Here is a 21,587-nt window from a genome sequence, read left to right as displayed (position 1 = left end):
CGCCCTGCCCCACCAGAATCAAATACGCCGAGCGGCGTAACGCTTGAGCATGCTCGGAACATCGAGAATCAGCGCGATCCGACCGTCACCGGTAATGGTCGCACCCGACATGCCCGGGGTTCCCTGCAGCATTTTGCCCAAAGGCTTGATGACCACTTCTTCCTGGCCCACCAGTTGATCGACCACGAAGCCGATACGCTGGGTGCCCACGGAGAGAATCACCACATGACCTTCGCGCTGCTCTTCATAGGCAGCCGAGGCGACCAGCCAGCGCTTGAGGTAGAACAGGGGCAACGCCTTGTCACGCACGATCACCACTTCCTGGCCGTCCACCACGTTGGTGCGCGACAGGTCGAGGTGGAAGATTTCGTTGACGTTGACCAACGGGAAGGCGAAGGCCTGGTTGCCCAGCATCACCATCAGGGTCGGCATGATCGCCAGGGTCAACGGCACCTTGATGACGATCTTCGAACCCAAGCCCTTGGTCGAGTAGATATTGATCGAACCATTGAGCTGGCTGATCTTGGTCTTCACCACGTCCATGCCCACGCCACGGCCCGACACGTCGGAAATCTCGGTCTTGGTCGAGAAGCCCGGGGCGAAGATCAGGTTGTAGCACTCGGTGTCGGTCAGGCGGTCGGCGGCGTCCTTGTCCATCACGCCACGCTTGACCGCAATACCGCGCAGGATCGCCGGGTCCATGCCCTTGCCGTCATCGCTGATCGACAGCAGGATGTGGTCGCCTTCCTGTTCCGCCGCCAGAATCACCTTGCCGTTCCGGGACTTGCCCGCGGCTTCGCGTTCTTCCGGGGTTTCGACGCCATGGTCGACGGCGTTGCGCACCAAGTGGACCAGCGGGTCGGCCAGGGCCTCGACAAGGTTTTTGTCGAGGTCGGTTTCTTCACCCACCAGTTCCAGGTTGATCTCTTTCTTGAGCTGGCGTGCCAGGTCGCGAACCAGGCGCGGGAAACGGCCGAAGACTTTCTTGATCGGCTGCATCCGGGTTTTCATCACCGCGGTTTGCAGGTCGGCGGTGACCACGTCGAGGTTCGACACCGCCTTTTGCATGGTTTCATCGCCGCTGCTCAGGCCCAGGCGCACCAGGCGGTTACGCACCAGCACCAGTTCACCGACCATGTTCATGATGTCGTCCAGACGCGCGGTGTCGACCCGCACGGTGGTTTCCGCTTCGCTGGCCGGTTTGTCGGCAGCCGCCGGCGCGGCGGCACGCGCTGGAGCAGCGGCAGCAGGTGCCGGTGCCGGTGCCGCTTTGGCGGCGGGAGCAGCGGCCTTGGCGGCTTTGGCGGCCACCGGTGCTGCCGTGGCGGTCGCTGCGCTCGCACCCACCTCGGTGAACTTGCCCTTGCCGTGTAACTCATCCAGCAGGGACTCGAACTCGTGATCGGTGATCAGCCCATCGGCGCCAGGTTTTTCCGCGGCGGCGGCGGCGGGGGTGGCGGTCGCGGCAGCCGTAGCGGCGACTTCCGGCAAGGCATCGGCCGCAAAGGTCCCTTTGCCATGCAGTTGGTCCAGCAGCGACTCGAATTCGTCGTCGGTGATGTCAGTGCTGGCGGTGGCTTCCGGCGCTGGCGGCGCAGCCGTTGGCGGGACGGCGTCGGCGGCGAACTGGCCTTTGCCGTGCAACTGATCGAGCAGGGATTCGAATTCTGCGTCGGTAATATCTTCGCTGGTCGGCGCGGCGGGCGCGGCGACTGCTTGTGGCGCTTCGGCCTCGGCCTTGACCGCATTGAGGGAGTCGAGCAGTTGCTCGAACTCGCTGTCGGTGACATCCGCTTCCGGCTCCGCTACAGGCTCCGGCGCGGCCTCAACCACCGGCGCCGCCGAGGTGTCGGCAGGCTCTGCCAGACGCGCCAGGGCGGCCAGCAGTTCCGGGGTCGCCGGGGTGATCGGGGCACGTTCGCGCACTTCGCTGAACATGCCGTTGACCGCATCCAGCGCTTCGAGAATCACGTCCATTAATTCCGAGTCAACGTGACGCTCACCCTTGCGCAGGATGTCGAACACGTTCTCGGCGATGTGACAGCACTCCACCAGCTCATGGAGCTGGAGGAAGCCGGCGCCCCCTTTTACAGTGTGAAAACCGCGAAAAATTGCATTGAGCAGGTTCGCATCATCCGGTCGGCTTTCCAGCTCGACCAGTTGCTCGGACAGTTGCTCTAAAATTTCGCCGGCCTCTACAAGGAAATCCTGAAGGATTTCTTCATCGGCGCCGAAGCTCATGGGTGTGCTCCTTAGAAGCCTAAACTGGATAACAGGTCATCTACGTCATCCTGACCTGACATAACGTCTTCACGTTTATCGGCATGAATCTGCGGACCTTCACCCTTGGCGAGATGTTTTTGTGGATCTTTTTCCGAGAGGATCGCTTCGCGGTCATGTTCGATGCCGGCGAAACGATCGACTTGGCCTGCCATAAGCACCAATTTGAGCAAGTTGCTTTCCACTTCGGTGACCAATTGGGTCACGCGCTTGATCACCTGACCAGTGAGGTCCTGGTAGTCCTGGGCCAGCAGAATGTCGTTGAGGTTGCTGGACACCGTGTGGTTGTCCTGCTCGCTGCGCGACAGAAACCCGTCGACCCGACGTGCCAGCTCGCGAAACTCTTCGGCACCGACTTCCCGACGCATGAAGCGGCCCCAGTCGTGGCTGAGGGCCTGGGCTTCGGTGGCCATGCCGTTGACCAGAGGCGTGGCGTTTTCCACCAGATCCATGGTGCGATTGGCCGCCGCCTCAGTCAGCCTGACCACATAGGACAGGCGTTCGGTGGCATCGGTGATTTGCGAGATTTCTTCGGCCTGGGGCATGTGTGGGTCAATCTGGAAATTGACGATCGCGCTGTGCAGCTCGCGTGTGAGCTTGCCCACTTCCTGGTACAGGCCTCGGTCACGGGTCTGGTTGAGCTCATGGATTAACTGCACCGCGTCGCCGAAATGACCTTTTTCAAGGCTGTCGACCAACTGGTGAGCATGCTTTTTCAGGGTCGACTCAAAGTCGCCCTGTGACTTTTCTTTATGCTCCATAGCTCCCCCGCGATGGCATTAGCCGTGGATGCGTTCGAAGATTTTTTCAATCTTCTCTTTCAAGGCTTGTGCAGTGAAAGGCTTGACCACGTAACCGTTAACCCCAGCCTGAGCGGCTTCGATGATCTGCTCACGCTTGGCCTCGGCGGTCACCATCAACACCGGAAGGCTGCGCAGTTTTTCATCGGCGCGCACGTGACGCAGCAAGTCGATACCGGTCATGCCAGGCATGTTCCAATCCGTCACCAGAAAGTCGATGCTGCCGCTATTGAGGATCGGAATCGCCGTAAGGCCATCATCCGCCTCGACCGTGTTTGTGAACCCAAGGTCACGCAACAGGTTTTTTATGATCCGCCGCATCGTTGAGAAGTCATCAACGATGAGGATTTTCATGTTCTTGTCCAATTCGACCTCCAAGCAGTCTTAAACGCGCCCAGCACCTGGACGCGCCATTTCAATCAACAGGCATTACACAAAAAGGACTGCAGGACGCACCACGGGTCGACCCCGCGAAGGACAACTGCCCTCGCGGCCTCGTACTGCAGTGCTCCCCACACTGCCTGTCAGCGCGCTCGCCACTCTCCCAAACGCCCCCGCAAGCGGGCTGCGCACTGGCTATGCAACTGGCTGACCCGCGATTCGCTGACCCCCAGGACCTCACCGATTTCCTTGAGGTTCAGCTCTTCGTCGTAGTACAGCGCCAGCACCAGTCGTTCACGCTCCGGCAAATTGGCAATCGCGTCCGCCAACGCGCCCTGGAAGCGTTCATCTTCCAGGTCCCGCGAAGGCTCCATATGAGCACTCGCGCCGTCCTCGTGCAGCCCTTCGTGTTCGCCGTCCTGCAACAGGTCGTCGAAACTGAACAGGCGGCTGCCCAAGGTGTCGTTCAAAATCCCGTAATAATCGTCGAGACTCAATTGGAGTTCGGCCGCAACCTCGTGATCTTTAGCGTCGCGGCCGGTTTTTGCTTCAATTGCACGAATTGCGTCGCTGACCATGCGTGTATTGCGATGCACCGACCGCGGCGCCCAGTCACCCTTGCGCACTTCATCGAGCATCGCGCCACGGATACGGATACCCGCATACGTCTCGAAACTCGCGCCCTTGCTCGCGTCGTATTTGGTCGACACTTCGAGCAGGCCGATCATGCCGGCCTGGATCAAGTCCTCGACCTGGACGCTGGCGGGCAGGCGTGCCAGCAAGTGGTAGGCGATGCGTTTGACCAGGGGCGCGTAGCGCTCGATCAAGTCGCCTTGGCTGTCACGTGCCGACTTCTTGTAAAGGTTGTAGCCGCTGGCTGTCATAGCACTGGTCCTGCGCTCGTCTGATGCACCAATCGCTCGACGAAAAACTCCAGATGCCCCCGCGGGTTGGCAGGCAACGGCCAGGTATCGACCTTCTGGGCAATAGCCTTGAACGCCAATGCACATTTGGAACGAGGGAACGCTTCATAGACTGCACGCTGCTTTTGCACAGCCTTGCGCACGCACTCGTCGTAGGGAACTGCGCCGACGTATTGTAAGGCGACATCGAGAAAACGATCTGTGACCTTGGTCAACTTGGCGAACAGGTTGCGCCCTTCCTGCGGGCTCTGGGCCATGTTCGCCAGCACGCGGAAGCGATTCATCCCGTAGTCGCGGTTAAGCAGTTTGATCAGGGCGTAGGCGTCGGTGATCGAGGTGGGTTCATCGCAGACCACCAGCAGCACTTCCTGCGCGGCGCGCACGAAGCTGACCACGGACTCGCCAATCCCGGCGGCGGTGTCGATCACCAGCACGTCGAGGTTGTCGCCGATATCGCTGAACGCCTGGATCAGGCCGGCATGCTGCGCCGGGCTCAGGTGCACCATGCTCTGGGTGCCGGAGGCGGCCGGCACGATGCGGATGCCTCCAGGGCCCTGCAGCAGCACATCGCGCAACTCGCAACGGCCCTCGATCACATCGGCAAGGGTATGTTTGGGCGTCAACCCCAGCAGAACGTCGACGTTCGCCAGCCCCAGGTCAGCATCCAGCAGCATGACGCGACGGCCAAGCTCTGCCAGGGCCAGGGACAAATTCACTGACACGTTAGTTTTCCCGACGCCACCTTTGCCGCCGGTCACCGCGATCACCTGTACGGGATGCATGCTGCCCATTTTATTTCTTTACCTTGTCTTGCTTAGACGCAGGCTACATGGCTTGGCCGCGGGAATCGCTTGCAGACCATCGATGTAGGTACATTTCACGGTGTTCATCCTGCCCTCAACCCACCCGCTTCGCGGGGGTGTGGTAGAGGTCGGCGAACATATCGGCCATCGCTTCCTCGCTAGGCTCTTCTTGCATTTGCACGCTGACCGCACGGCTGACCAACTGATGACGGCGCGGTAGATGCAGATCATCTGGAATCCGCGGCCCGTCGGTCAGGTAGGCGACCGGCAATTCATGGCTGATGGCCAGGCTCAGCACTTCGCCCAGGCTCGCAGTTTCATCGAGCTTGGTGAGGATGCAGCCAGCCAGGCCGCAGCGCTTGTAGCTATGGTACGCAGCGGTAAGCACTTGTTTTTGACTGGTGGTTGCCAGCACCAGGTAGTTTTTTGACTTGATACCGCGCCCGGCAAGGCTTTCCAGTTGCATGCGCAACGCCGGGTCGCTGGCTTGCAGGCCGGCGGTGTCGATCAGCACTACACGCTTGCGCAACAACGGGTCGAGGGCGTTGGCCAGGGACTGGCCCGGGTCGACGTGGGTCACCGACACATTGAGGATGCGCCCCAAGGTCTTGAGTTGCTCCTGGGCGCCGATGCGGTAGCTGTCCATGCTCACCAGCGCGATGTTCTGCGCGCCGTACTTGAGCACGTAGCGGGCCGCGAGCTTGGCCAGGGTGGTGGTCTTGCCCATGCCGGCAGGGCCGACCATAGCAATGACGCCGCCCTCTTCCAGGGGTTCGATTTCCGGGGTCACGATCATCCGCGCCAAATGGGCCAGCAACATGCGCCAGGCCTGGCGGGGTTCTTCGATTTCCGTGGTCAACGCCAGCAGATCGCGGGACAACGGACCGGACAGGCCGATGCGTTGCAGACGCCGCCAGAGGTTGGCCTGTTGCGGCTTGCTGCCTTGTAGCTGGGTCCAGGCCAGCGAGCCCAGTTGCACTTCCAGCAGCTCGCGCAGGCCGTTGAGTTCAAAGCGCATCGAGTCGAACACACGCTGGTCGATGGCTTGGGCCTGGGCCGGCGCGGCAGGACGAGGCGGCTCAACGAACGTTGGCTCGAACAGCGGCTCGGCGGCCGTCAGCGGCAAACCGGCGAACAGTTGGCGATTGGTCGTGGTGTCGCTGTCGCCACGCATGCCCAGTTCGGCCTGGGCCGAGACAATGCGCGAAGCGGTCTTGCGCAGCTCGTCTTCGAGCTCCATGTTCGGCACACGCGGCGCCAAGGCCTGCGGGGTGTAATCCAGGGCAGCCGTCAGCTCGACACCGCCGGCAATGCGACGGTTACCGATAATCGCGGCGTCGGCGCCCAACTCATCACGAACCAGTTTCATGGCCTGACGCATATCGGCGGCGAAAAAACGCTTCACTTGCATAACCCACTACCCTCAGCCGTTGGGCCCTACTGTCGCGACGATGGTCACTTGCTTATTGTCAGGAATTTCCTGATAAGCCAAAACGTGCAAATTCGGCACTGCCAGACGTCCAAACCGCGACAACATCGCCCGGACCGGGCCTGCCACCAGCAAAATCACCGGTTGCCCCTGCATCTCCTGACGCTGTGCGGCTTCAATCAACGAACGCTGCAGTTTTTCAGCCATGCTTGGCTCCAGCAGAACGCCCTCTTCCTGGCCTTGTCCTGCCTTCTGAATACTGTTGAGCAATATTTGTTCCAACCTGGGTTCCAAGGTGATCACAGGCAGCTCGGAGTCAAGCCCCACAATGCTTTGCACGATTGCACGAGACAACCCGACGCGCACCGCAGCCACCAGAGCGGCGGTATCTTGACTCTTGGCGGCATTGTTGGCGATAGCCTCGGCAATGCTGCGAATATCGCGCACTGGCACCTGTTCGGCCAGCAGCGCCTGCAACACTTTGAGCAGTTGCGACAGCGACAGTACGCCGGGCACCAGCTCTTCGGCCAGTTTTGGCGAGGCCTTGCCCAGCAATCCCATCAGTTGCTGAACTTCTTCGTGGCCAATCAGCTCGTGGGAGTGCTTGTAGAGAATCTGGTTGAGGTGAGTCGCGACCACCGTGCTGGCGTCCACCACGGTATAGCCGAGGGATTGCGCCTGGCTGCGCTGACTGACCTCGATCCATACCGCCTCCAGGCCGAAAGCCGGATCTTTGGCGGTAATCCCGTTGAGGCTGCCGAACACCTGCCCTGGGTTGATCGCCAGTTCGCGATCGGGGTAGATCTCCGCTTCGGCGAGGATCACGCCCATGAGGGTCAGGCGGTAAGCGCTGGGAGCCAGGTCGAGGTTGTCGCGGATATGCACGGTGGGCATCAAAAAGCCCAGGTCCTGGGACAGCTTCTTGCGCACGCCCTTGATCCGCGCGAGCAGTTGGCCACCCTGGTTGCGGTCCACCAGCGGAATCAGGCGGTAGCCGACTTCCAGGCCGATCATGTCGATCGGGGTCACGTCGTCCCAGCCCAACTCCTTGGTTTCCTGGGCGCGGGCCGGTGACGGCAGCAACTCCTGCTGGCGGGCGATCTCTTGCTGGGCCTGCACCTTGACCGCGTTCTGCTTTTTCCAGAACAGGTAGGCACCGCCCCCCGCCATGGCTGCCATGCTCAGAAACGACACGTGCGGCATGCCCGGCACGAGCCCCATGATCGCCATGATGCCCGCCGCCACGGCCAGGGCCTTGGGCGAAGCGAACATCTGCCGGCTGATCTGCTTGCCCATGTCTTCGGAGCCCGAAGCACGGGTCACCATGATCGCCGCAGCTGTGGATAACAACAGTGATGGCAATTGCGCCACTAAACCGTCACCAATGGTCAGCAAGGCGTAGACCTTGCCCGCATCGCTGAAGCTCATGCCGTGCTGGAACATGCCCACGGCCACGCCGCCGATCAGGTTGATGAACAGGATCAACAGGCCGGCGATGGCGTCACCGCGCACGAATTTGCTCGCACCGTCCATGGAGCCGTAGAACTCGGCTTCCTGGGCCACTTCCAGACGGCGGGACTTGGCCTGGTTCTGGTCGATCAGGCCGGCGTTGAGGTCGGCGTCGATGGCCATCTGTTTGCCGGGCATCGCATCGAGGGTGAAGCGCGCGCTCACCTCGGAAATCCGCCCGGCACCTTTGGTCACCACGACGAAGTTGATGATCATCAGGATCGCGAACACCACGATACCGACCACGTAGTTCCCGCCGATGACCACCTCACCGAAGGCCTGGATCACCTTACCGGCGGCGGCGTGACCGTCCTGGCCGTGGAGCATCACCACCCGCGTCGACGCCACGTTGAGCGCCAGGCGCAACAGGGTCGCCACCAGCAGAATCGTCGGGAACACCGCGAAATCCAAAGGCCGCAGCGCATACACGCACACCAGCAAGACCACGACGGACAGGGCGATGTTGAAGGTGAAGAACACGTCCAGCAGGAACGGTGGCATCGGCAACATCATCATTGCCAGCATCACCAGCAACAACAACGGCACACCCAGATTGCCCCGCGAGAGGTCAGTCAGGGTGCTACGGGCCGTGCTGAGCAGTTGAGAACGTTCCACCGATATCCCTCGTAACCTTGAAGCAAACTTTTGACGCCAGTCGGCGTCCTGAAGGCGGTATTGCAAGAAGCCTTCCAACTTTTGCTTTCAACTTCATATCGTTGGCGCATGGGTCTGCGGCGGCTTGCCAGGCGCCAACGCTCATCAGGGATGCCTGCGAGAGGGAAGCGATAGTTACAGGGGACAGACGTTTTCGGCCTGCGGCCCTTTTTTACCTTCGGTGATATCGAATTGGACTTTTTTTCCCTCCTCGAGGGTTTTGAATCCGTCAGTCTTGATCGCCGAAAAATGCACGAAAACATCGGCACCGCCGTCGTCCTGCGTGATGAAACCAAAGCCCTTCTCCGCGTTGAACCACTTCACCTTACCCGTTGCCATGGCCGTTCTCCGTACACGTCAATTAACTACCTGCACACGTGCTGTCACATCAGCGAGATATCGCAGGCGTAGATGCCATCTGGTCGATGGATCTTGCGAAACACCACTTTTTGCCCTTCCGTCAGCAGCACTCCCCCCGAACCGAGCAGATCCACCGCCACGTCCTCCCCGCCACTGTCCGGCACAATAAAGCCCTCTCCGGTCTGTTGGTCATAGGATTTAACCCGGCCTGTAAATAGCTGCATCGTCCCACCCCCTGCATCTTGCTGCGCAGTACCTGAGGCAATAGAACCGCGAGAACGCGACACTGCCTACTGTCAAAGTTGACAGGTAGACAGCGGTTGGCGACGAGTGGTAGGGGTCGTTGACGGTTCAAGCGAGATAAGCGCGCTAGCGCTTTGCGGGCCGCGAATGCGGTCAGGCGTCGCGGCGCAATTCCGGCGGAATCGGCAGGTCCTTGAGCGGCTCCGGGCGTTTGCCCTTGCCGGCGCGGTATTGGCGAATCTGATAGACATACGCCAACACCTGGGCCACGGCCAGGTAAAGCCCGGCAGGGATTTCCTGATCGAGATCGGTGGAGTAGAAGATCGACCGCGCCAGCTCCGGCGATTCCAGCAGCAGGATGTCGTGAGCCACGGCGATTTCGCGGATTTTCAAGGCCGTGAAGTCGCTGCCCTTGGCCAGCAGCATCGGCGCCCCGCCTTTTTCCGGGTCGTATTTGAGGGCCACGGCGTAGTGGGTCGGGTTGGTGATGACCACGTCGGCGTCGGGCACCGAAGCCATCATCTTGCGCTGGGACATTTCCCGCTGCAGCTGACGAATACGCTGCTTGACCTCGGGCCGGCCTTCCTGGTCCTTGTGCTCGTCGCGCACTTCCTGCTTGGTCATCAGCAGCTTCTTGTGGCTTTCCCACAGCTGGATCGGCGCATCCACCGCCGCAATGATGATCAGCCCGGCCGCCATCCATAAAGCGCTCCACCCCACCACCTGCACGCTGTGGATGATCGCCGACTCCACCGGCTCATGGGCGATGCGCAGCAGGTCGTCGATGTCGGCCGACAACACCATCAGCGCCACGAATAAAATCAGGATGAACTTGGCCAGAGCCTTGAGCAGCTCCACCAGGGCCTTGGGCGAAAACATACGCTTGAGTCCGGCGGCGGGGTTCATGCGGCTGAATTTAGGCGCCATGCTACCGGCGGCGAACAGCCAGCCGCCCAGGGCGACCGGGCCGATCAGTGCCGCCAGGAGCAAGGTGATCAGGATCGGCTGCACCGCCAGGATCGCGATTTTCCCCGAGTGCAGCAGGTACTGCCCCATGGCACCGGGGCTGAGCAGCACCTCGCGGGGCAAGCTGAAGTTGAGTTTCATCAGCTCCATGAGGTCCAGCGCCAAGCCACCGCCGTAGATCAACAGGGCGCCGGCGCCGGCCATCATGGTGGCAACGGTGTTGAGCTCCTTGGAGCGCGCGATCTCGCCCTTTTCCCTGGAGTCCTTTTTACGTTTCTCCGTGGGGTCTTCTGTTTTGTCCTGACCACTCTCGCTCTCGGCCATGGCTCAGCGCGCCCGTGCCAGATCACGCAAGAACTGCAGGGCGTCAGTCGCCAGCGGTTGATACTGATTGAGAATGTCGGCCAGGCCGATCCAGAAAATCCCCATGCCCAACACCAGGGTAAGGGGGAAACCAATGGAGAAGATGTTCAATTGGGGCGCCGCGCGAGTCATGACGCCAAAGGCGATGTTAACCACCAGCAAGGCAGTAATCGCCGGCAACACCAGCAACAGTGAGGCACCGAGCACCCAACTGAGGCGCCCCACCAATTCCCAGAAGTGATTGACCACCAGGCCCGAGCCCACCGGCAAGGTGGTGAAGCTTTCGGTCAGCACCTCGAACACCACCAGGTGGCCATTCATCGCCAGGAACAGCAAGGTCACCAACATGGTCAGGAACTGCCCGATCACCGCCGCCGACACACCGTTGGTGGGGTCGACCATGGACGCGAAGCCCATGCCCATCTGGATCGAAATGATTTGCCCGGCGATCACAAAGGCCTGGAAGAACAGTTGCAGGGAAAAGCCCAGCAGCGAGCCGATCAGGATCTGCTCGGCGATCAGCATCAAGGCACTGAGGTCCAGCGCATTGACCGGCGGCATCGGCGGCAAGCCGGGGACAAGCACCACCGTGATCGCCACCGCGAAGTACAGGCGCACACGCCGCGGCACCAGGGTCGTGCCGAACACCGGCATGCTCATCAGCACCGCCGTCACGCGAAACAGCGGCAGGATGAAGGAAGCCACCCAGGTGCTGATCTGGGTGTCGGTCAATGCCAGCAAAGACTGCATCGGGTCAGCCGATCACATGCGGAATACTGCCGTACAACTGCAGGATGTATTCCATGAAGGTCTGCACCAGCCACGGGCCGGCGACGATCAGCGTAATCAGCATCACCAGCAGGCGCGGCAGGAAGCTCAGGGTTTGTTCGTTGATCTGTGTCGCGGCCTGGAACATCGCCACCAGCAGGCCCACCAACAGGCTCGGCACCACCAGCACAGCCACCATCATGGTGGTCAGCCACAGCGCTTCACGGAACAGGTCGACGGCGACTTCTGGCGTCATGGCGCTATACCCCTCCGAAGCTGCCGGCCAGGGTGCCGATAATCAGCGCCCAGCCGTCCACGAGTACAAACAGCATGATCTTGAACGGCAACGAGATGATCAGAGGCGACAGCATCATCATCCCCATGGCCATCAGCACGCTCGCCACCACCAGGTCGATGATCAGGAACGGGATAAAGATCATGAAGCCGATCTGGAACGCAGTCTTCAGTTCCGAGGTCACGAACGCCGGCACCAGGATGGTCAGCGGTGCCTGGTCCGGGCTGGCGATATCGGTGCGCTTGGACAGGCGCACGAACAGCTCGAGGTCGCTGGAGCGGGTCTGCGACAGCATGAAGTCCTTGATCGGGCCCTGGGCCTTGTCGATCGCATCCTGGGCAGTCATTTTCTCGGCGAGGTAGGGTTGCAGCGCTTGCTGGTTCACCTTGTCGAACACCGGCGCCATGATAAACAGGGTCAGGAACAGCGCCATGCCGGTCAGGATCTGGTTCGACGGCGTCTGCTGCAGGCCCAGGGCCTGGCGCAGGATCGAGAACACAATGATGATCCGCGTGAAGCTGGTCATCAGCATGACGAACGCCGGGATAAAACTCAGCGCGGTCATGATCAGCAGGATCTGCAGGCTGACCGAATACTCCTGGGCCCCGGCGGCGTTGGTACCCAGCGTAATGGCCGGGATCGTCAACGGGTCGGCGGCAAATGCCATGGGCGCCGCGAGCAACAGCATGAGCGTCAATAAAACGCGCATTACTTCTTATCCTTCTGATCCTTGCCCAGCAACTCCATCAGGCGCTGGGCGAATTCCGGCGTAGCGGTCTGGGTCTGGGCGACGTTCACGGGCGTCTTGAGCACATGCAGCGGGGTGATGCGACCGGGGGTGATGCCCAGCAGAATCTGTTCCTCACCCACCTGCACCAGCACCAGCCGATCACGCGTACCCAAGGCACGGGAACCGATCATCTCGATGACCTGGCCGTTGCCCGGTCCCACGCGCTGCACGCGGCGCATCAGCCAGGCGAGCACGAAGATCAGGCCCACCACCAGCAACAGGCCCAGTACCAACTGAGTCAATTGCCCGCCAAGACTGCTGCCCACCGGCGCGGCGGCCACCGCCTGCGCCACCGGTTCCGCCGCCAGGGCGTGCAAGGGCAGCGCGACTAACAGTCCCACCATCCGCCGCTTCATATCAGCGCAACTTCCTGATGCGCTCGCTCGGGCTGATCACGTCTGTCAGGCGGATACCGAACTTTTCGTTGACCACGACCACTTCGCCATGGGCGATCAGCGTGCCGTTGACCAATACGTCCAAAGGCTCGCCGGCCAGGCGGTCCAGCTCGATCACCGAACCCTGGTTGAGTTGCAGCAGGTTGCGGATGTTGATGTCGGTGCTGCCCACTTCCATGGAGATCGACACCGGAATATCGAGGATCACGTCCAGGTTCGGCCCATCGAGGCTCACCGGTTCGTGGTTCTTCGGCACACTGCCGAATTCTTCCATCGGCAGGCGACTGCCCACCGGCGCAGTGGCCGCATCGGCAGCCAGCAGCGCGTCGATATCGTCCTGGCCGACATCGCCGGTTTCTTCCAGGGCAGCCGCCCATTCGTCAGCCAGGGCCTGGTCGTCGGCAGCAGTGTTTTCGTGTTCGGTAGCCATTACATGTCCTCGGCGAAGCAAACATTCATAAAAAGAGAGGGTGGATCAGCGCCGGTTGATCGGCTCGACCACCTGCAATGCCAGGTTGCCCTTGTGGGACCCCAGCTTGACCTTGAACGATGGCACGCCGTTGGCGCGCATGATCATTTCGTCCGGCAACTCCACAGGGATCACGTCCCCCGGCTGCATGTGCAAAATATCGCGCAGGCGCAGTTGGCGCCGCGCCACGGTGGCGCTCAAAGGAACATCAACGTCCAACAGGTCTTCGCGCAGGGCCTTGACCCAGCGTTCGTCCTGGTCGTCGAGATCGGACTGGAAGCCGGCGTCGAGCATCTCGCGCACCGGTTCGATCATCGAGTACGGCATGGTCACGTGCAGGTCGCCGCCGCCGCCATCGAGCTCGATGTGGAAGGTGGACACCACAACGGCTTCGCTGGGGCCGACGATGTTGGCCATCGCCGGGTTCACTTCCGAGTTGATGTACTCGAAATTGACTTGCATGATCGCCTGCCAGGCCTCCTTCAGATCGATGAACGCCTGCTCCAGCACCATGCGCACCACGCGCAATTCGGTGGGGGTGAATTCACGTCCTTCGATCTTGGCGTGACGGCCGTCGCCGCCGAAGAAGTTGTCCACCAGTTTGAACACCAGTTTGGCGTCGAGGATGAACAGCGCGGTACCGCGCAGCGGCTTGATCTTGACCAGGTTGAGGCTGGTGGGTACGTACAGCGAGTGCACGTATTCACCGAACTTCATCACCTGCACGCCGCCCACCGCCACGTCCGCCGAACGGCGCAGCATGTTGAACATGCTGATACGGGTATAGCGGGCGAAGCGCTCGTTGATCATTTCCAGGGTCGGCATGCGTCCACGGACGATGCGATCCTGGCTGGTGAGGTCATAACTTTTGACGCTGCCGGGCTCGGCAGGCAATTCGGTCTGTACCAAACCATCGTCGACACCATGCAGCAGTGCGTCGATTTCATCCTGGGACAGCAGGTCTTGCACGGCCATGTCGTGATCCTACTGCAATACGAAGTTAGTGAAGAGCGCCTGCTCGACCACGACTTTGCCGAGCTCTTTCTGGGCCACTTCCTGCACGCTGGCAGTGACCTTCTGGCGCAGCATTTCCTGGCCCACCGGCGTGGCCAGGGAGTCGAAGCTCTGCCCGGAGAACAGCATCACCAGGTTGTTGCGGATCACCGGCATATGCACCTTGAGGGCATCCAGGTCCGACTGGTTACGCGCCAGCAAGGTGATGCTCACCTGCAGGTAGCGTTGACGACCGTTCTGATTGAAGTTGGCGACAAAGGCCGGAAGCATCGGCTCGAAGATTGCCGGTTGCTTGACGTTGGTGGCGGTTTCGGCCGCGGGGGCCGGTTTGCTGGCACCGCTGTGCATGATGTACCAAGTGCCGCCCACCGAAGCGCCGATGGCCAGGAGCAGGCCCACGACTATCATCAGGATAAGCTTGAGCTTGCCTTTGCCTTTGCCAGTGTTTGCTGCTGCGTCGTCGCTCTTCGCCATGCCAATAATCCGTCACTATTCGGGGATTCATAGATCTACGGAAAGGCAAGAGCAAGTGTTATGCCAGAGTTGTCTGCAACCGCAAGAGCCGGCTTGCCGGCGATGGCGTCCTCGAGGGCCTCATCGCCGGCAAGCCGGCTCCTACAGGGGGTCAGGCGTAGTAGTCGACGGCGCTGGAGCCGATCACGGTGGCGGTCACCGGCGCCACGGCTTCAGCTACGTCGACATGGCCGCCACTGTCGCCGCCGTCACTGCGCCCGCCGCTGCCACTGACGCCACGGGTCTGGGCCTGCTGTTGTTGCTGCTCCTGGCCACGGGACTGATCGGAGACGTTGACGTCCACCTGTCCCATGCCCTGCTGGGCAAACATCTCTCGCAGCCGGCCGGACTGGCTTTCCAGGGCTTCACGCACGACCGGGTGGGCGCTCATGAAGTTGACCTGGGCCTGCTGGTCGGCCGTCATGTTGACTTTGATATCCAGGCGTCCGAGCTCGGCCGGTTGCAGCTGGATTTCCGCCGACTTGAGATTGCCGCTGGACAGGTACATCACCCGATTGACGATCTCGTCCGTCCAGCCACTCTGATGCATGGCCAGCGGTGCGTTCGCGACCGGCGGCAGGGCGTTCGCGGTTTTCGGTGTAGCGGCCTGGGTCAGTGCGGCCAGGCGGTTGGCGAAGTCATCGACGCGGGTGTCGCTACTGGCATCCTTCAGGTCCTTGAGGCCGCCTTCGATCAACCCGCCGAAGGCCTTGTCACCACCTGGATCGCTGCTGTCCTTGGAAGCCTGCTGGTCAACCATAATGGCCATCCCGGCGGCGAAGTTCTGGGCAGCGGTCGGCTGGTCCTGCGTCGGCGCGGCAGTGGTTTTTGCCGGTGCCTGGCTGCTGGCCGACACATGCCCGCCCTGCTCCATCGCCAGGCGCACGGCCGGCATGGCATCCAGTGGGTCGGCTTCAGGGTCGAAGGCCGGCTTGGCCGCCTCGGTGGCGGCAATGGGTGCAGCCGCCACCGGCTGGGCTTTGTCATCCTGGGTGGCGGCAGCGGGTGCCGGGGTTTCCACCGGCGTGACCACCGGCGTGACCGTGGCCATCAACGCCGGATCAACGACCGGGTCCACCGGCGGCTGCTGCGCCAGCGTCGGATCGGCCGGCGCTTGGTCGCCCTGGCTGGCGCTGTCATCGGTTTTCGCCGGCGGGTCGGCAGGCAAGGTATTGCCGCTATCGGCAACCGCTGGCGCACTGGCGGAAGGTTTGCTACTACCGGCGGACGGCTTGTCGTTACCGGCGGCGGGCTTGGCACTGGCGTCGGTCGGCTTGTCCCGCGCGGGCTTGGCCGTGTTGTCGTCGGCCTTGACGGAGGGCTTGGCGCCCTGGCTGGCGAACACCTGTGCGAAGCCAGGGCCCTTGTCCCGTGGGTCCGCAGCCACTGCCGGTTGATTGGCGGCGGGCGCCTGAGGCTTGGCCGCGGGGGCAGCCTGAAGAAGCGAATTCGGGGCGACGGGCATAGGTAAAAGTCTCCACTGCATGGGGATCGGGGATGCAGTACCAGGAGATATAGCAAGAGTCGGGCCAAGTTTTGCGGCAATCGCCAGCGGCGGTTAAAAAGCGATCTGAGTGAGACTGACGTGACAGCACCGACTCAAAGACTGAAGCGCTGGCGCTCCGACTCGTACAGCGGCTTGACCAGCGTAAATTCATGGTCGATCTGATCGACCAGCGCCCCAAGGTCCGCCGCGGCCTGGGCCGACTCGGATTCCAGCCGCTGACACAACTGCGCCAACCGCACCGCCCCAAGGTTGCCGCTGCTGCCCTTGAAGCTGTGGGCAATCCGCCCCAGCGCCTTGGCGTCGTCCCGCGCCATGCGCAGCGCTTCGACACGTTTTTGCGAATCGTCGAGGAAGGTGTCGAGCAACTTGGGATACTCGCCTTCCATGACTTCCTGCAAACCCGATAACACTTGCGGGTCCAGATGAATATCAACCACCACTTGCTCGCTCCTTGATCAAGAATCGGCGGATTATGCCAGAGCCCCCCAGGAAAACTCTACGCAGACACTCCGCCCGCCGTCGGACCAGCGTACCGCGCTGCTCAACTGGCGCACCAGGCTCAGGCCCCGACCAGACAGACGGTCGATATCCAGTGGCCGGGCCAGCACCTGCTCCACGTCGAACCCGGCCCCGCTGTCTTCCAGGCACAGGGTCATTTTGCCGCCCGCCTCGGTGGGCACCACCTGCACATGCACCCGCACGCAACCGCTGCTCAACTGCGCCAGCCGGTCGCCGCGCTGACGATAATATTCGGCAAAACCCTGGGCATCGCGCTTGAGCTGCGAATCCAGACCCAGCACGCCGTGCTCCAGGGCGTTGGAGTACAACTCGGCCATGACGCTGTAGAGCGCGCCGCTCTGCTCACGCAGGCCCTGGACCTCCAGCAGCAGTTGCAGCAAGTACGGCAAGGGGTTGTAGCGTTTGAGGGTCTCGGCGCGGAACTCGAAACTCACCGACCAATCCAGCGGGCACGACTGGCCGCTGTCGGCATGCAACGGTCCGGTCGCGCGCAGTGACTGGCCGGGTTGCAGGGTGATTTCCACCATGCTCACGTCATCGCGCGCCACCCCCCGAAACGCCGCCAGGGCCTGCTCGAGCTCCTCGAACAATCGATCGGGCTCACGGTTGGCGGCGAAGACCTGCTGCAAACGCTCGGCACCGAACAGTTGGTCGTTGGCATCGGAGGTATCCAGCACGCCATCGGACAGCAGGAACACGCGGTCGCCCAGCGCCAGGGGCCAGACGTCGGTGCGATCATCAAAAGCGTCCGCCGACAGTACGCCCAACGGCAAATGCCGTGACTGCAACGGCGTACGCTTGCCGCTGGCGACGTCATGCACATAACCATCGGGCATGCCGCCGTTCCACACCTCCACCATTCGCCGCTGTGCGCTCAGGCATAACAAGGCCGCGCAGCAAAACATGTCCACCGGCAGGATGCGCTTGAGCTTGGCATTCATCTCGCGAAGGATCTGCGCCAGCCCGTAGCCCTTGGCGGTCATGCCGTAAAACACCTCGGCCAACGGCATGGCGCCTACCGCCGCCGGCAACCCATGACCGGTGAAGTCACCGAGCAGCACATGCATGTCACCGGAAGGCGTATAGGCCGCCAGCAGCAAATCACCGTTGAACAGCGCATAGGGCGACTGCAAGTAGCGGATGTTCGGCGCGGCATTGATACAGCCCGAATGGGCCACCTTGTCGAACACCGCCTTGGCCACTCGTTGTTCATGCAACAGGTAGTCATGGTGCTTGGCGATCAGGTCGCGCTGCTGCAACACCGTGGCGTGCAAGCGGCGCAGGCGGTCCATGGCGTTGATCTTCGCGGCGAGGATCACCTGGTTGTAGGGCTTGGGCAAAAAATCGTCACCGCCGGCATCCAGGCACTGGGCCAGGGCTTCGCTCTCGCGCAGGGAGGTGAGAAAGATGATGGGGACCAGTGCCTCTCCGGCAAGCTGCTTGATCCGTCGCGCCGCTTCAAAGCCGTCCATCACCGGCATCAGCGCATCCATCAACACCAGTTGCGGACGCGCGCGCGCGAACACCTGCACCGCTTCCTCGCCGTGGCTGGCGGTGAGCACCTGGTGCCCCTGGCGTCGCACGATAGTCGACAGCAACAGCAGGTCGGCGGCGCTGTCTTCGGCGATCAGGATCGTCAGGGGCTCAAGGACCGGGGCCAAGGCGCTCAACTGATGTCGAACAGTTTGTCGAAGTTGGAAATGGCGAGGATCTTGCGCACGTCACTGTTGCTGTTGATCACCTGGACTTGTGCCCGCTCACCGCCGGCATGATCCCTGAGCAGCAAGAGCATGCCCAGGGCGGAGCTGTCCATGTACGTGGCGTCTTTCAGATCGACGACATACACCTGGGATTTTTTGTAGTGACGCTCGTAGGTTTCACGAAAGGTCTGGTGACTGCCGAAATCGAATCGGCCTTTGATGGTGATCGTCAACGTTTTCCCGTCCTGGGATACTTCTGACTCAATTGACATACGACGGCTTCCTTGTCATGGACAGTACACACAAGGTGTAGCAGGTGATGGAGCCCTGGGCAACATTTAGAATTGCCCTTGACGCGGCAGCCGCTGAGACAACTCATCCAGCAGCTTCTGCTCGCGCTTGTCCTCTATCGCCCGCGCCTCATCAATGTAGCGCTGCACCAGCTTGCGCAAGCCTTCGACACGGGCGAAGGCTTGCTGCCAGCTCTCACGGGCCTTGTCGAGGTTGTTCTGGTGCCAGGCCAGGCTTTGGCGCTGCTGGCCGACGGCGGTTTCGAGTTGGTTGAGAAAGCCCTGGTAGCCCATCAACCACTGGCCCGACACGCCCTTCGTCCCCCGCTCGATCCACTGCTGCTGGTACTCGCCACGAAAGCGCTCCAGGTCGCCCAGTTTGCTTTCCGCCAGGCGCACCTGGCCCTGGAAATACCCCAGACGCTGGACGGCGGTTTTTTCGGCTTTCTCGGCCATGTCCACCACCGGGGCCAGGCGCGCGGCGCGGCTGTTGGCCATGGCTTAACCGCCCGGCGCGGGAGCGAAGATCGAGCCCAGGTGCGCTTCGCTTTCACCCATGCTGATCTTGTCGTTGAGACCTTGGCGCAGGTAGGTCACCAGTTGCGGTTGCAGGGCAATCGCCAGGTCGGTCTCACGGTCGCCACCGGCGACATAGGCGCCGACGCTGATCAGGTCGCGGCTCTGTTGATAGCGCGACCACAGCTGCTTGAACTGTTGCGCACGGGCCAAATGCTCGGGCGTGACCACCGACGGCATTACCCGGCTGATGGAGGCTTCGATGTCGATGGCCGGGTAGTGCCCCTCCTCCGCCAAACGCCGCGACAGCACGATATGGCCATCGAGCACGCCCCGCGCCGAGTCGGCAATCGGGTCCTGCTGGTCGTCGCCTTCGGACAATACGGTGTAGAACGCGGTGATCGAACCACCGCCGGCCTCGGCGTTACCGGCGCGTTCCACCAGCTTGGGCAGCTTGGCGAACACCGACGGCGGATAGCCTTTGGTGGCCGGCGGCTCGCCGATGGCCAGGGCGATTTCCCGCTGGGCCTGGGCGAAACGCGTGAGCGAATCCATCAGCAACAGGACGTTCTTGCCCTTGTCGCGAAAATATTCGGCGATGCGCGTGCAATACATGGCCGCGCGCAAGCGCATAAGTGGCGCATCGTCGGCGGGCGACGCGACCACCACCGAGCGCTTGAGACCTTCAGCGCCCAGGCTGTGCTCGATGAACTCCTTGACCTCGCGGCCCCGTTCACCGATCAGCCCCACCACGATGATGTCGGCCTCGGTAAAGCGGGTCATCATGCCCAGCAACACCGACTTACCCACGCCGGTACCGGCGAACAGGCCCAGACGCTGGCCGCGACCGACCGTCAATAATCCGTTGATGCAACGAATGCCCACGTCCAGCGGCTGGCTGATGGGGTTGCGCTTGAGCGGGTTGATCGTGGGGCCGTCCATCGGCACCCAGTCTTCGGCCTTCATGCCGCCCTTGCCGTCCAATGCACGACCGGCGCCGTCGAGCACGCGGCCGAGCATGCTCATACCCATGGGCAGGCGACCAGTATCGGCCAGCGGCACCACGCGGGCGCCGGGGGCGATGCCGGCCAGGCTACCGACGGGCATGAGGAAAATCTTGTTGCCGGAAAAGCCCATCACTTCGGCTTCGACCTGCACCGGGTGATAGCTGTCGTCGTTGATCACCAGGCAGCGACTGCCCATGGCCGCGCGCAGACCTTCGGCTTCGAGGGTCAGGCCGACCATGCGCAGCAGGCGCCCTTCGAGGATCGGCTGGCCGGGCAATTCGGTGGCTTCGACATAGCCGCCCAGGCGCTTGGCGAAACTGGTGCGATCAAGGCGCATCGGCGGTGTCCAGGTCCACGCTCAGGTCCGGCTCGGCCGGATTCAGCGCCTGCTCGTGCTGTTGGTCCAGCAACTGGGCCATGATCTGGCTGATGCGGGTTTCCACCGTGGCGTCGATGCGGCTGAATTCGGTCTCGACGCGGCAACCACCGGGCTGCAACTCGGCATCTTCGACGATGCGCCAGGTTTCTTCATGGCGCTCGCGCAGGGCTTTGACCTGTTCAAAATCCTGCGGATTGATGTGCAGCCGCACGTTGCCGACGCCCAGGGGCAGCAGCTTGAGGGCTTCGCGCATGACGCTTTCGATCTGGCTGGAGTCCAGCATCAGTTCACGCTGGATCACCTGCCGGGCGATGTGCTCGACCAGCCCGACCATGGCTTTTTCAATCTGCGAATCCTGCTCGGCGATCGGCTCGAACAGGCCCTTCATCAAGCGCTCCAGACTGGCCAGCTTGACGCCGAGCGCGACCTCGGCCTCCTGGCGCACCTTGAGGGTGGCGCTGCGAAAACCGTCTTTTTCACCGGCCACCAAGCCTTCGTTGTAGGCCTCCTGGCGAATGCTTTCCAACTCTTCCAGGGTCAGCGGCTGGACTTCATCCAGCGGCACTTCCTCCATTTCCGCCGGTGGCTCTTCCACGGGTTCCGGCTCAGGCTCCGGCACATGGGGGTCGAAGCTGGGCAACGACCAGATGTCGAACCCGCCGACATCCCGTGCGCGAATCAGATCGCTGGGAGCCTCATCTTTGTTCGACATGA

Annotated in this window: 24 protein-coding genes; all 24 read right to left on the bottom strand. The window is 61.9% G+C overall.

What is annotated here, in order from left to right; translation table 11 throughout:
- Positions 1-18: 18 nt before the first annotated feature.
- The 24 genes from ACLH0J_RS13120 to fliH all read right to left on the bottom strand — a co-directional run bounded on the left by ACLH0J_RS13120 (position 19) and on the right by fliH (position 21,585).
- Complete coding sequence (locus ACLH0J_RS13120; protein WP_411392292.1) at positions 19-2,241, bottom strand: chemotaxis protein CheA; 2,223 nt, start codon at positions 2,239-2,241, stop codon at positions 19-21.
- Positions 2,242-2,252: 11 nt separating this feature from the next.
- Positions 2,253-3,041 carry a protein phosphatase CheZ gene (locus ACLH0J_RS13115; RefSeq protein WP_411392291.1) on the bottom strand — a complete coding sequence of 263 codons (789 nt, stop codon included), beginning with the start codon at positions 3,039-3,041 and terminating at the stop codon, positions 2,253-2,255.
- An 18-nt stretch (positions 3,042-3,059) separates the two neighbouring features.
- Positions 3,060-3,434 carry a chemotaxis response regulator CheY gene (locus ACLH0J_RS13110; RefSeq protein WP_160385018.1) on the bottom strand — a complete coding sequence of 125 codons (375 nt, stop codon included), beginning with the start codon at positions 3,432-3,434 and terminating at the stop codon, positions 3,060-3,062.
- 170 nt (positions 3,435-3,604) lie between these two features.
- Positions 3,605-4,345, bottom strand: coding sequence for an RNA polymerase sigma factor FliA (gene fliA, locus ACLH0J_RS13105; protein WP_010563995.1), 741 nt, complete (start codon positions 4,343-4,345; stop codon positions 3,605-3,607).
- Positions 4,342-5,175 carry a flagellar synthesis regulator FleN gene (gene fleN, locus ACLH0J_RS13100; RefSeq protein ID WP_003192912.1) on the bottom strand — a complete coding sequence of 278 codons (834 nt, stop codon included), beginning with the start codon at positions 5,173-5,175 and terminating at the stop codon, positions 4,342-4,344. Before fleN ends, fliA begins: the two co-directional genes overlap by 4 nt.
- 106 nt (positions 5,176-5,281) lie before the next feature.
- Positions 5,282-6,598: a flagellar biosynthesis protein FlhF gene (gene flhF, locus ACLH0J_RS13095; RefSeq protein WP_411392290.1), complete on the bottom strand. Its 1,317-nt coding sequence runs from the start codon at positions 6,596-6,598 to the stop codon at positions 5,282-5,284.
- A 12-nt stretch (positions 6,599-6,610) separates the two neighbouring features.
- The gene (gene flhA / locus ACLH0J_RS13090; protein ID WP_411392289.1) at positions 6,611-8,740 is read right to left on the bottom strand and encodes a flagellar biosynthesis protein FlhA; all 2,130 of its coding nucleotides are present in this window, start codon (positions 8,738-8,740) and stop codon (positions 6,611-6,613) included.
- Positions 8,741-8,914: 174 nt separating this feature from the next.
- Complete coding sequence (locus tag ACLH0J_RS13085) at positions 8,915-9,118, bottom strand: cold-shock protein (RefSeq protein WP_411392288.1); 204 nt, start codon at positions 9,116-9,118, stop codon at positions 8,915-8,917.
- Positions 9,119-9,162: 44 nt separating this feature from the next.
- The gene (locus tag ACLH0J_RS13080; protein WP_411392287.1) at positions 9,163-9,363 is read right to left on the bottom strand and encodes a cold-shock protein; all 201 of its coding nucleotides are present in this window, start codon (positions 9,361-9,363) and stop codon (positions 9,163-9,165) included.
- Between the two features lie 172 nt (positions 9,364-9,535).
- Positions 9,536-10,672 carry a flagellar biosynthesis protein FlhB gene (flhB, locus tag ACLH0J_RS13075; protein ID WP_411392286.1) on the bottom strand — a complete coding sequence of 379 codons (1,137 nt, stop codon included), beginning with the start codon at positions 10,670-10,672 and terminating at the stop codon, positions 9,536-9,538.
- A 3-nt stretch (positions 10,673-10,675) separates the two neighbouring features.
- Positions 10,676-11,461, bottom strand: a complete 786-nt coding sequence (gene fliR / locus ACLH0J_RS13070) for a flagellar biosynthetic protein FliR (RefSeq protein ID WP_411392285.1) — start codon at positions 11,459-11,461, stop codon at positions 10,676-10,678.
- A 4-nt stretch (positions 11,462-11,465) separates the two neighbouring features.
- The gene (gene fliQ / locus ACLH0J_RS13065; RefSeq protein WP_010563988.1) at positions 11,466-11,735 is read right to left on the bottom strand and encodes a flagellar biosynthesis protein FliQ; all 270 of its coding nucleotides are present in this window, start codon (positions 11,733-11,735) and stop codon (positions 11,466-11,468) included.
- A 4-nt stretch (positions 11,736-11,739) separates the two neighbouring features.
- The gene (fliP, locus tag ACLH0J_RS13060; RefSeq protein WP_010563987.1) at positions 11,740-12,483 is read right to left on the bottom strand and encodes a flagellar type III secretion system pore protein FliP; all 744 of its coding nucleotides are present in this window, start codon (positions 12,481-12,483) and stop codon (positions 11,740-11,742) included.
- Entirely contained in the window at positions 12,483-12,920 is a 438-nt protein-coding gene (gene fliO / locus ACLH0J_RS13055; RefSeq protein WP_411392284.1) for a flagellar biosynthetic protein FliO, read from the bottom strand. Before fliO ends, fliP begins: the two co-directional genes overlap by 1 nt.
- A gap of 1 nt (position 12,921) precedes the next feature.
- Entirely contained in the window at positions 12,922-13,389 is a 468-nt protein-coding gene (gene fliN, locus ACLH0J_RS13050) for a flagellar motor switch protein FliN (protein ID WP_411392283.1), read from the bottom strand.
- A 45-nt stretch (positions 13,390-13,434) separates the two neighbouring features.
- The gene (gene fliM, locus ACLH0J_RS13045; RefSeq protein ID WP_411392282.1) at positions 13,435-14,403 is read right to left on the bottom strand and encodes a flagellar motor switch protein FliM; all 969 of its coding nucleotides are present in this window, start codon (positions 14,401-14,403) and stop codon (positions 13,435-13,437) included.
- A gap of 9 nt (positions 14,404-14,412) precedes the next feature.
- A complete protein-coding gene (gene fliL, locus ACLH0J_RS13040; RefSeq protein ID WP_411392281.1) occupies positions 14,413-14,916 on the bottom strand; it encodes a flagellar basal body-associated protein FliL in 504 nt (167 codons plus the stop codon).
- Positions 14,917-15,067: 151 nt separating this feature from the next.
- The gene (locus tag ACLH0J_RS13035) at positions 15,068-16,420 is read right to left on the bottom strand and encodes a flagellar hook-length control protein FliK (RefSeq protein ID WP_411392280.1); all 1,353 of its coding nucleotides are present in this window, start codon (positions 16,418-16,420) and stop codon (positions 15,068-15,070) included.
- A 134-nt stretch (positions 16,421-16,554) separates the two neighbouring features.
- Positions 16,555-16,899 (bottom strand): Hpt domain-containing protein, encoded by a 345-nt coding sequence (locus tag ACLH0J_RS13030; protein WP_411392818.1) that lies wholly within the window; start codon positions 16,897-16,899, stop codon positions 16,555-16,557.
- A 33-nt stretch (positions 16,900-16,932) separates the two neighbouring features.
- Complete coding sequence (locus ACLH0J_RS13025) at positions 16,933-18,651, bottom strand: SpoIIE family protein phosphatase (RefSeq protein WP_411392279.1); 1,719 nt, start codon at positions 18,649-18,651, stop codon at positions 16,933-16,935.
- Positions 18,648-18,953, bottom strand: a complete 306-nt coding sequence (locus ACLH0J_RS13020) for an STAS domain-containing protein (RefSeq protein WP_411392278.1) — start codon at positions 18,951-18,953, stop codon at positions 18,648-18,650. Before ACLH0J_RS13020 ends, ACLH0J_RS13025 begins: the two co-directional genes overlap by 4 nt.
- Before the next feature lie 66 nt (positions 18,954-19,019).
- Positions 19,020-19,469 (bottom strand): flagellar export protein FliJ, encoded by a 450-nt coding sequence (fliJ, locus tag ACLH0J_RS13015; protein WP_411392277.1) that lies wholly within the window; start codon positions 19,467-19,469, stop codon positions 19,020-19,022.
- 3 nt (positions 19,470-19,472) lie between these two features.
- Positions 19,473-20,831: a flagellar protein export ATPase FliI gene (gene fliI / locus ACLH0J_RS13010; RefSeq protein ID WP_411392276.1), complete on the bottom strand. Its 1,359-nt coding sequence runs from the start codon at positions 20,829-20,831 to the stop codon at positions 19,473-19,475.
- Positions 20,821-21,585, bottom strand: a complete 765-nt coding sequence (gene fliH / locus ACLH0J_RS13005; protein ID WP_411392275.1) for a flagellar assembly protein FliH — start codon at positions 21,583-21,585, stop codon at positions 20,821-20,823. Before fliH ends, fliI begins: the two co-directional genes overlap by 11 nt.
- Positions 21,586-21,587 lie beyond the last annotated feature (2 nt).

The organism is Pseudomonas sp. MPB23 (genome assembly GCF_046605395.1).
Classification (GTDB): Bacteria; Pseudomonadota; Gammaproteobacteria; order Pseudomonadales; family Pseudomonadaceae; genus Aquipseudomonas.
This window is presented reverse-complemented; position numbering and strand designations above follow the sequence as displayed.

What these genes read in the sequence shown, in the direction of transcription:
- ACLH0J_RS13120 (WP_411392292.1), bottom strand. Translation starts at nt 2,241, where the DNA reads ATGAGCTTCGGCGCCGATGAAGAAATCCTTCAGGATTTCCTTGTAGAG.
- ACLH0J_RS13115 (WP_411392291.1), bottom strand. Translation starts at nt 3,041, where the DNA reads ATGGAGCATAAAGAAAAGTCACAGGGCGACTTTGAGTCGACCCTGAAA.
- ACLH0J_RS13110 (WP_160385018.1), bottom strand. Translation starts at nt 3,434, where the DNA reads ATGAAAATCCTCATCGTTGATGACTTCTCAACGATGCGGCGGATCATA.
- fliA (WP_010563995.1), bottom strand. Translation starts at nt 4,345, where the DNA reads ATGACAGCCAGCGGCTACAACCTTTACAAGAAGTCGGCACGTGACAGC.
- fleN (WP_003192912.1), bottom strand. Translation starts at nt 5,175, where the DNA reads ATGGGCAGCATGCATCCCGTACAGGTGATCGCGGTGACCGGCGGCAAA.
- flhF (WP_411392290.1), bottom strand. Translation starts at nt 6,598, where the DNA reads ATGCAAGTGAAGCGTTTTTTCGCCGCCGATATGCGTCAGGCCATGAAA.
- ACLH0J_RS13085 (WP_411392288.1), bottom strand. Translation starts at nt 9,118, where the DNA reads ATGGCAACGGGTAAGGTGAAGTGGTTCAACGCGGAGAAGGGCTTTGGT.
- ACLH0J_RS13080 (WP_411392287.1), bottom strand. Translation starts at nt 9,363, where the DNA reads ATGCAGCTATTTACAGGCCGGGTTAAATCCTATGACCAACAGACCGGA.
- flhB (WP_411392286.1), bottom strand. Translation starts at nt 10,672, where the DNA reads ATGGCCGAGAGCGAGAGTGGTCAGGACAAAACAGAAGACCCCACGGAG.
- fliR (WP_411392285.1), bottom strand. Translation starts at nt 11,461, where the DNA reads ATGCAGTCTTTGCTGGCATTGACCGACACCCAGATCAGCACCTGGGTG.
- fliQ (WP_010563988.1), bottom strand. Translation starts at nt 11,735, where the DNA reads ATGACGCCAGAAGTCGCCGTCGACCTGTTCCGTGAAGCGCTGTGGCTG.
- fliP (WP_010563987.1), bottom strand. Translation starts at nt 12,483, where the DNA reads ATGCGCGTTTTATTGACGCTCATGCTGTTGCTCGCGGCGCCCATGGCA.
- fliO (WP_411392284.1), bottom strand. Translation starts at nt 12,920, where the DNA reads ATGAAGCGGCGGATGGTGGGACTGTTAGTCGCGCTGCCCTTGCACGCC.
- fliN (WP_411392283.1), bottom strand. Translation starts at nt 13,389, where the DNA reads ATGGCTACCGAACACGAAAACACTGCTGCCGACGACCAGGCCCTGGCT.
- fliM (WP_411392282.1), bottom strand. Translation starts at nt 14,403, where the DNA reads ATGGCCGTGCAAGACCTGCTGTCCCAGGATGAAATCGACGCACTGCTG.
- fliL (WP_411392281.1), bottom strand. Translation starts at nt 14,916, where the DNA reads ATGGCGAAGAGCGACGACGCAGCAGCAAACACTGGCAAAGGCAAAGGC.
- ACLH0J_RS13035 (WP_411392280.1), bottom strand. Translation starts at nt 16,420, where the DNA reads ATGCCCGTCGCCCCGAATTCGCTTCTTCAGGCTGCCCCCGCGGCCAAG.
- ACLH0J_RS13020 (WP_411392278.1), bottom strand. Translation starts at nt 18,953, where the DNA reads ATGTCAATTGAGTCAGAAGTATCCCAGGACGGGAAAACGTTGACGATC.
- fliJ (WP_411392277.1), bottom strand. Translation starts at nt 19,469, where the DNA reads ATGGCCAACAGCCGCGCCGCGCGCCTGGCCCCGGTGGTGGACATGGCC.
- fliI (WP_411392276.1), bottom strand. Translation starts at nt 20,831, where the DNA reads ATGCGCCTTGATCGCACCAGTTTCGCCAAGCGCCTGGGCGGCTATGTC.
- fliH (WP_411392275.1), bottom strand. Translation starts at nt 21,585, where the DNA reads ATGTCGAACAAAGATGAGGCTCCCAGCGATCTGATTCGCGCACGGGAT.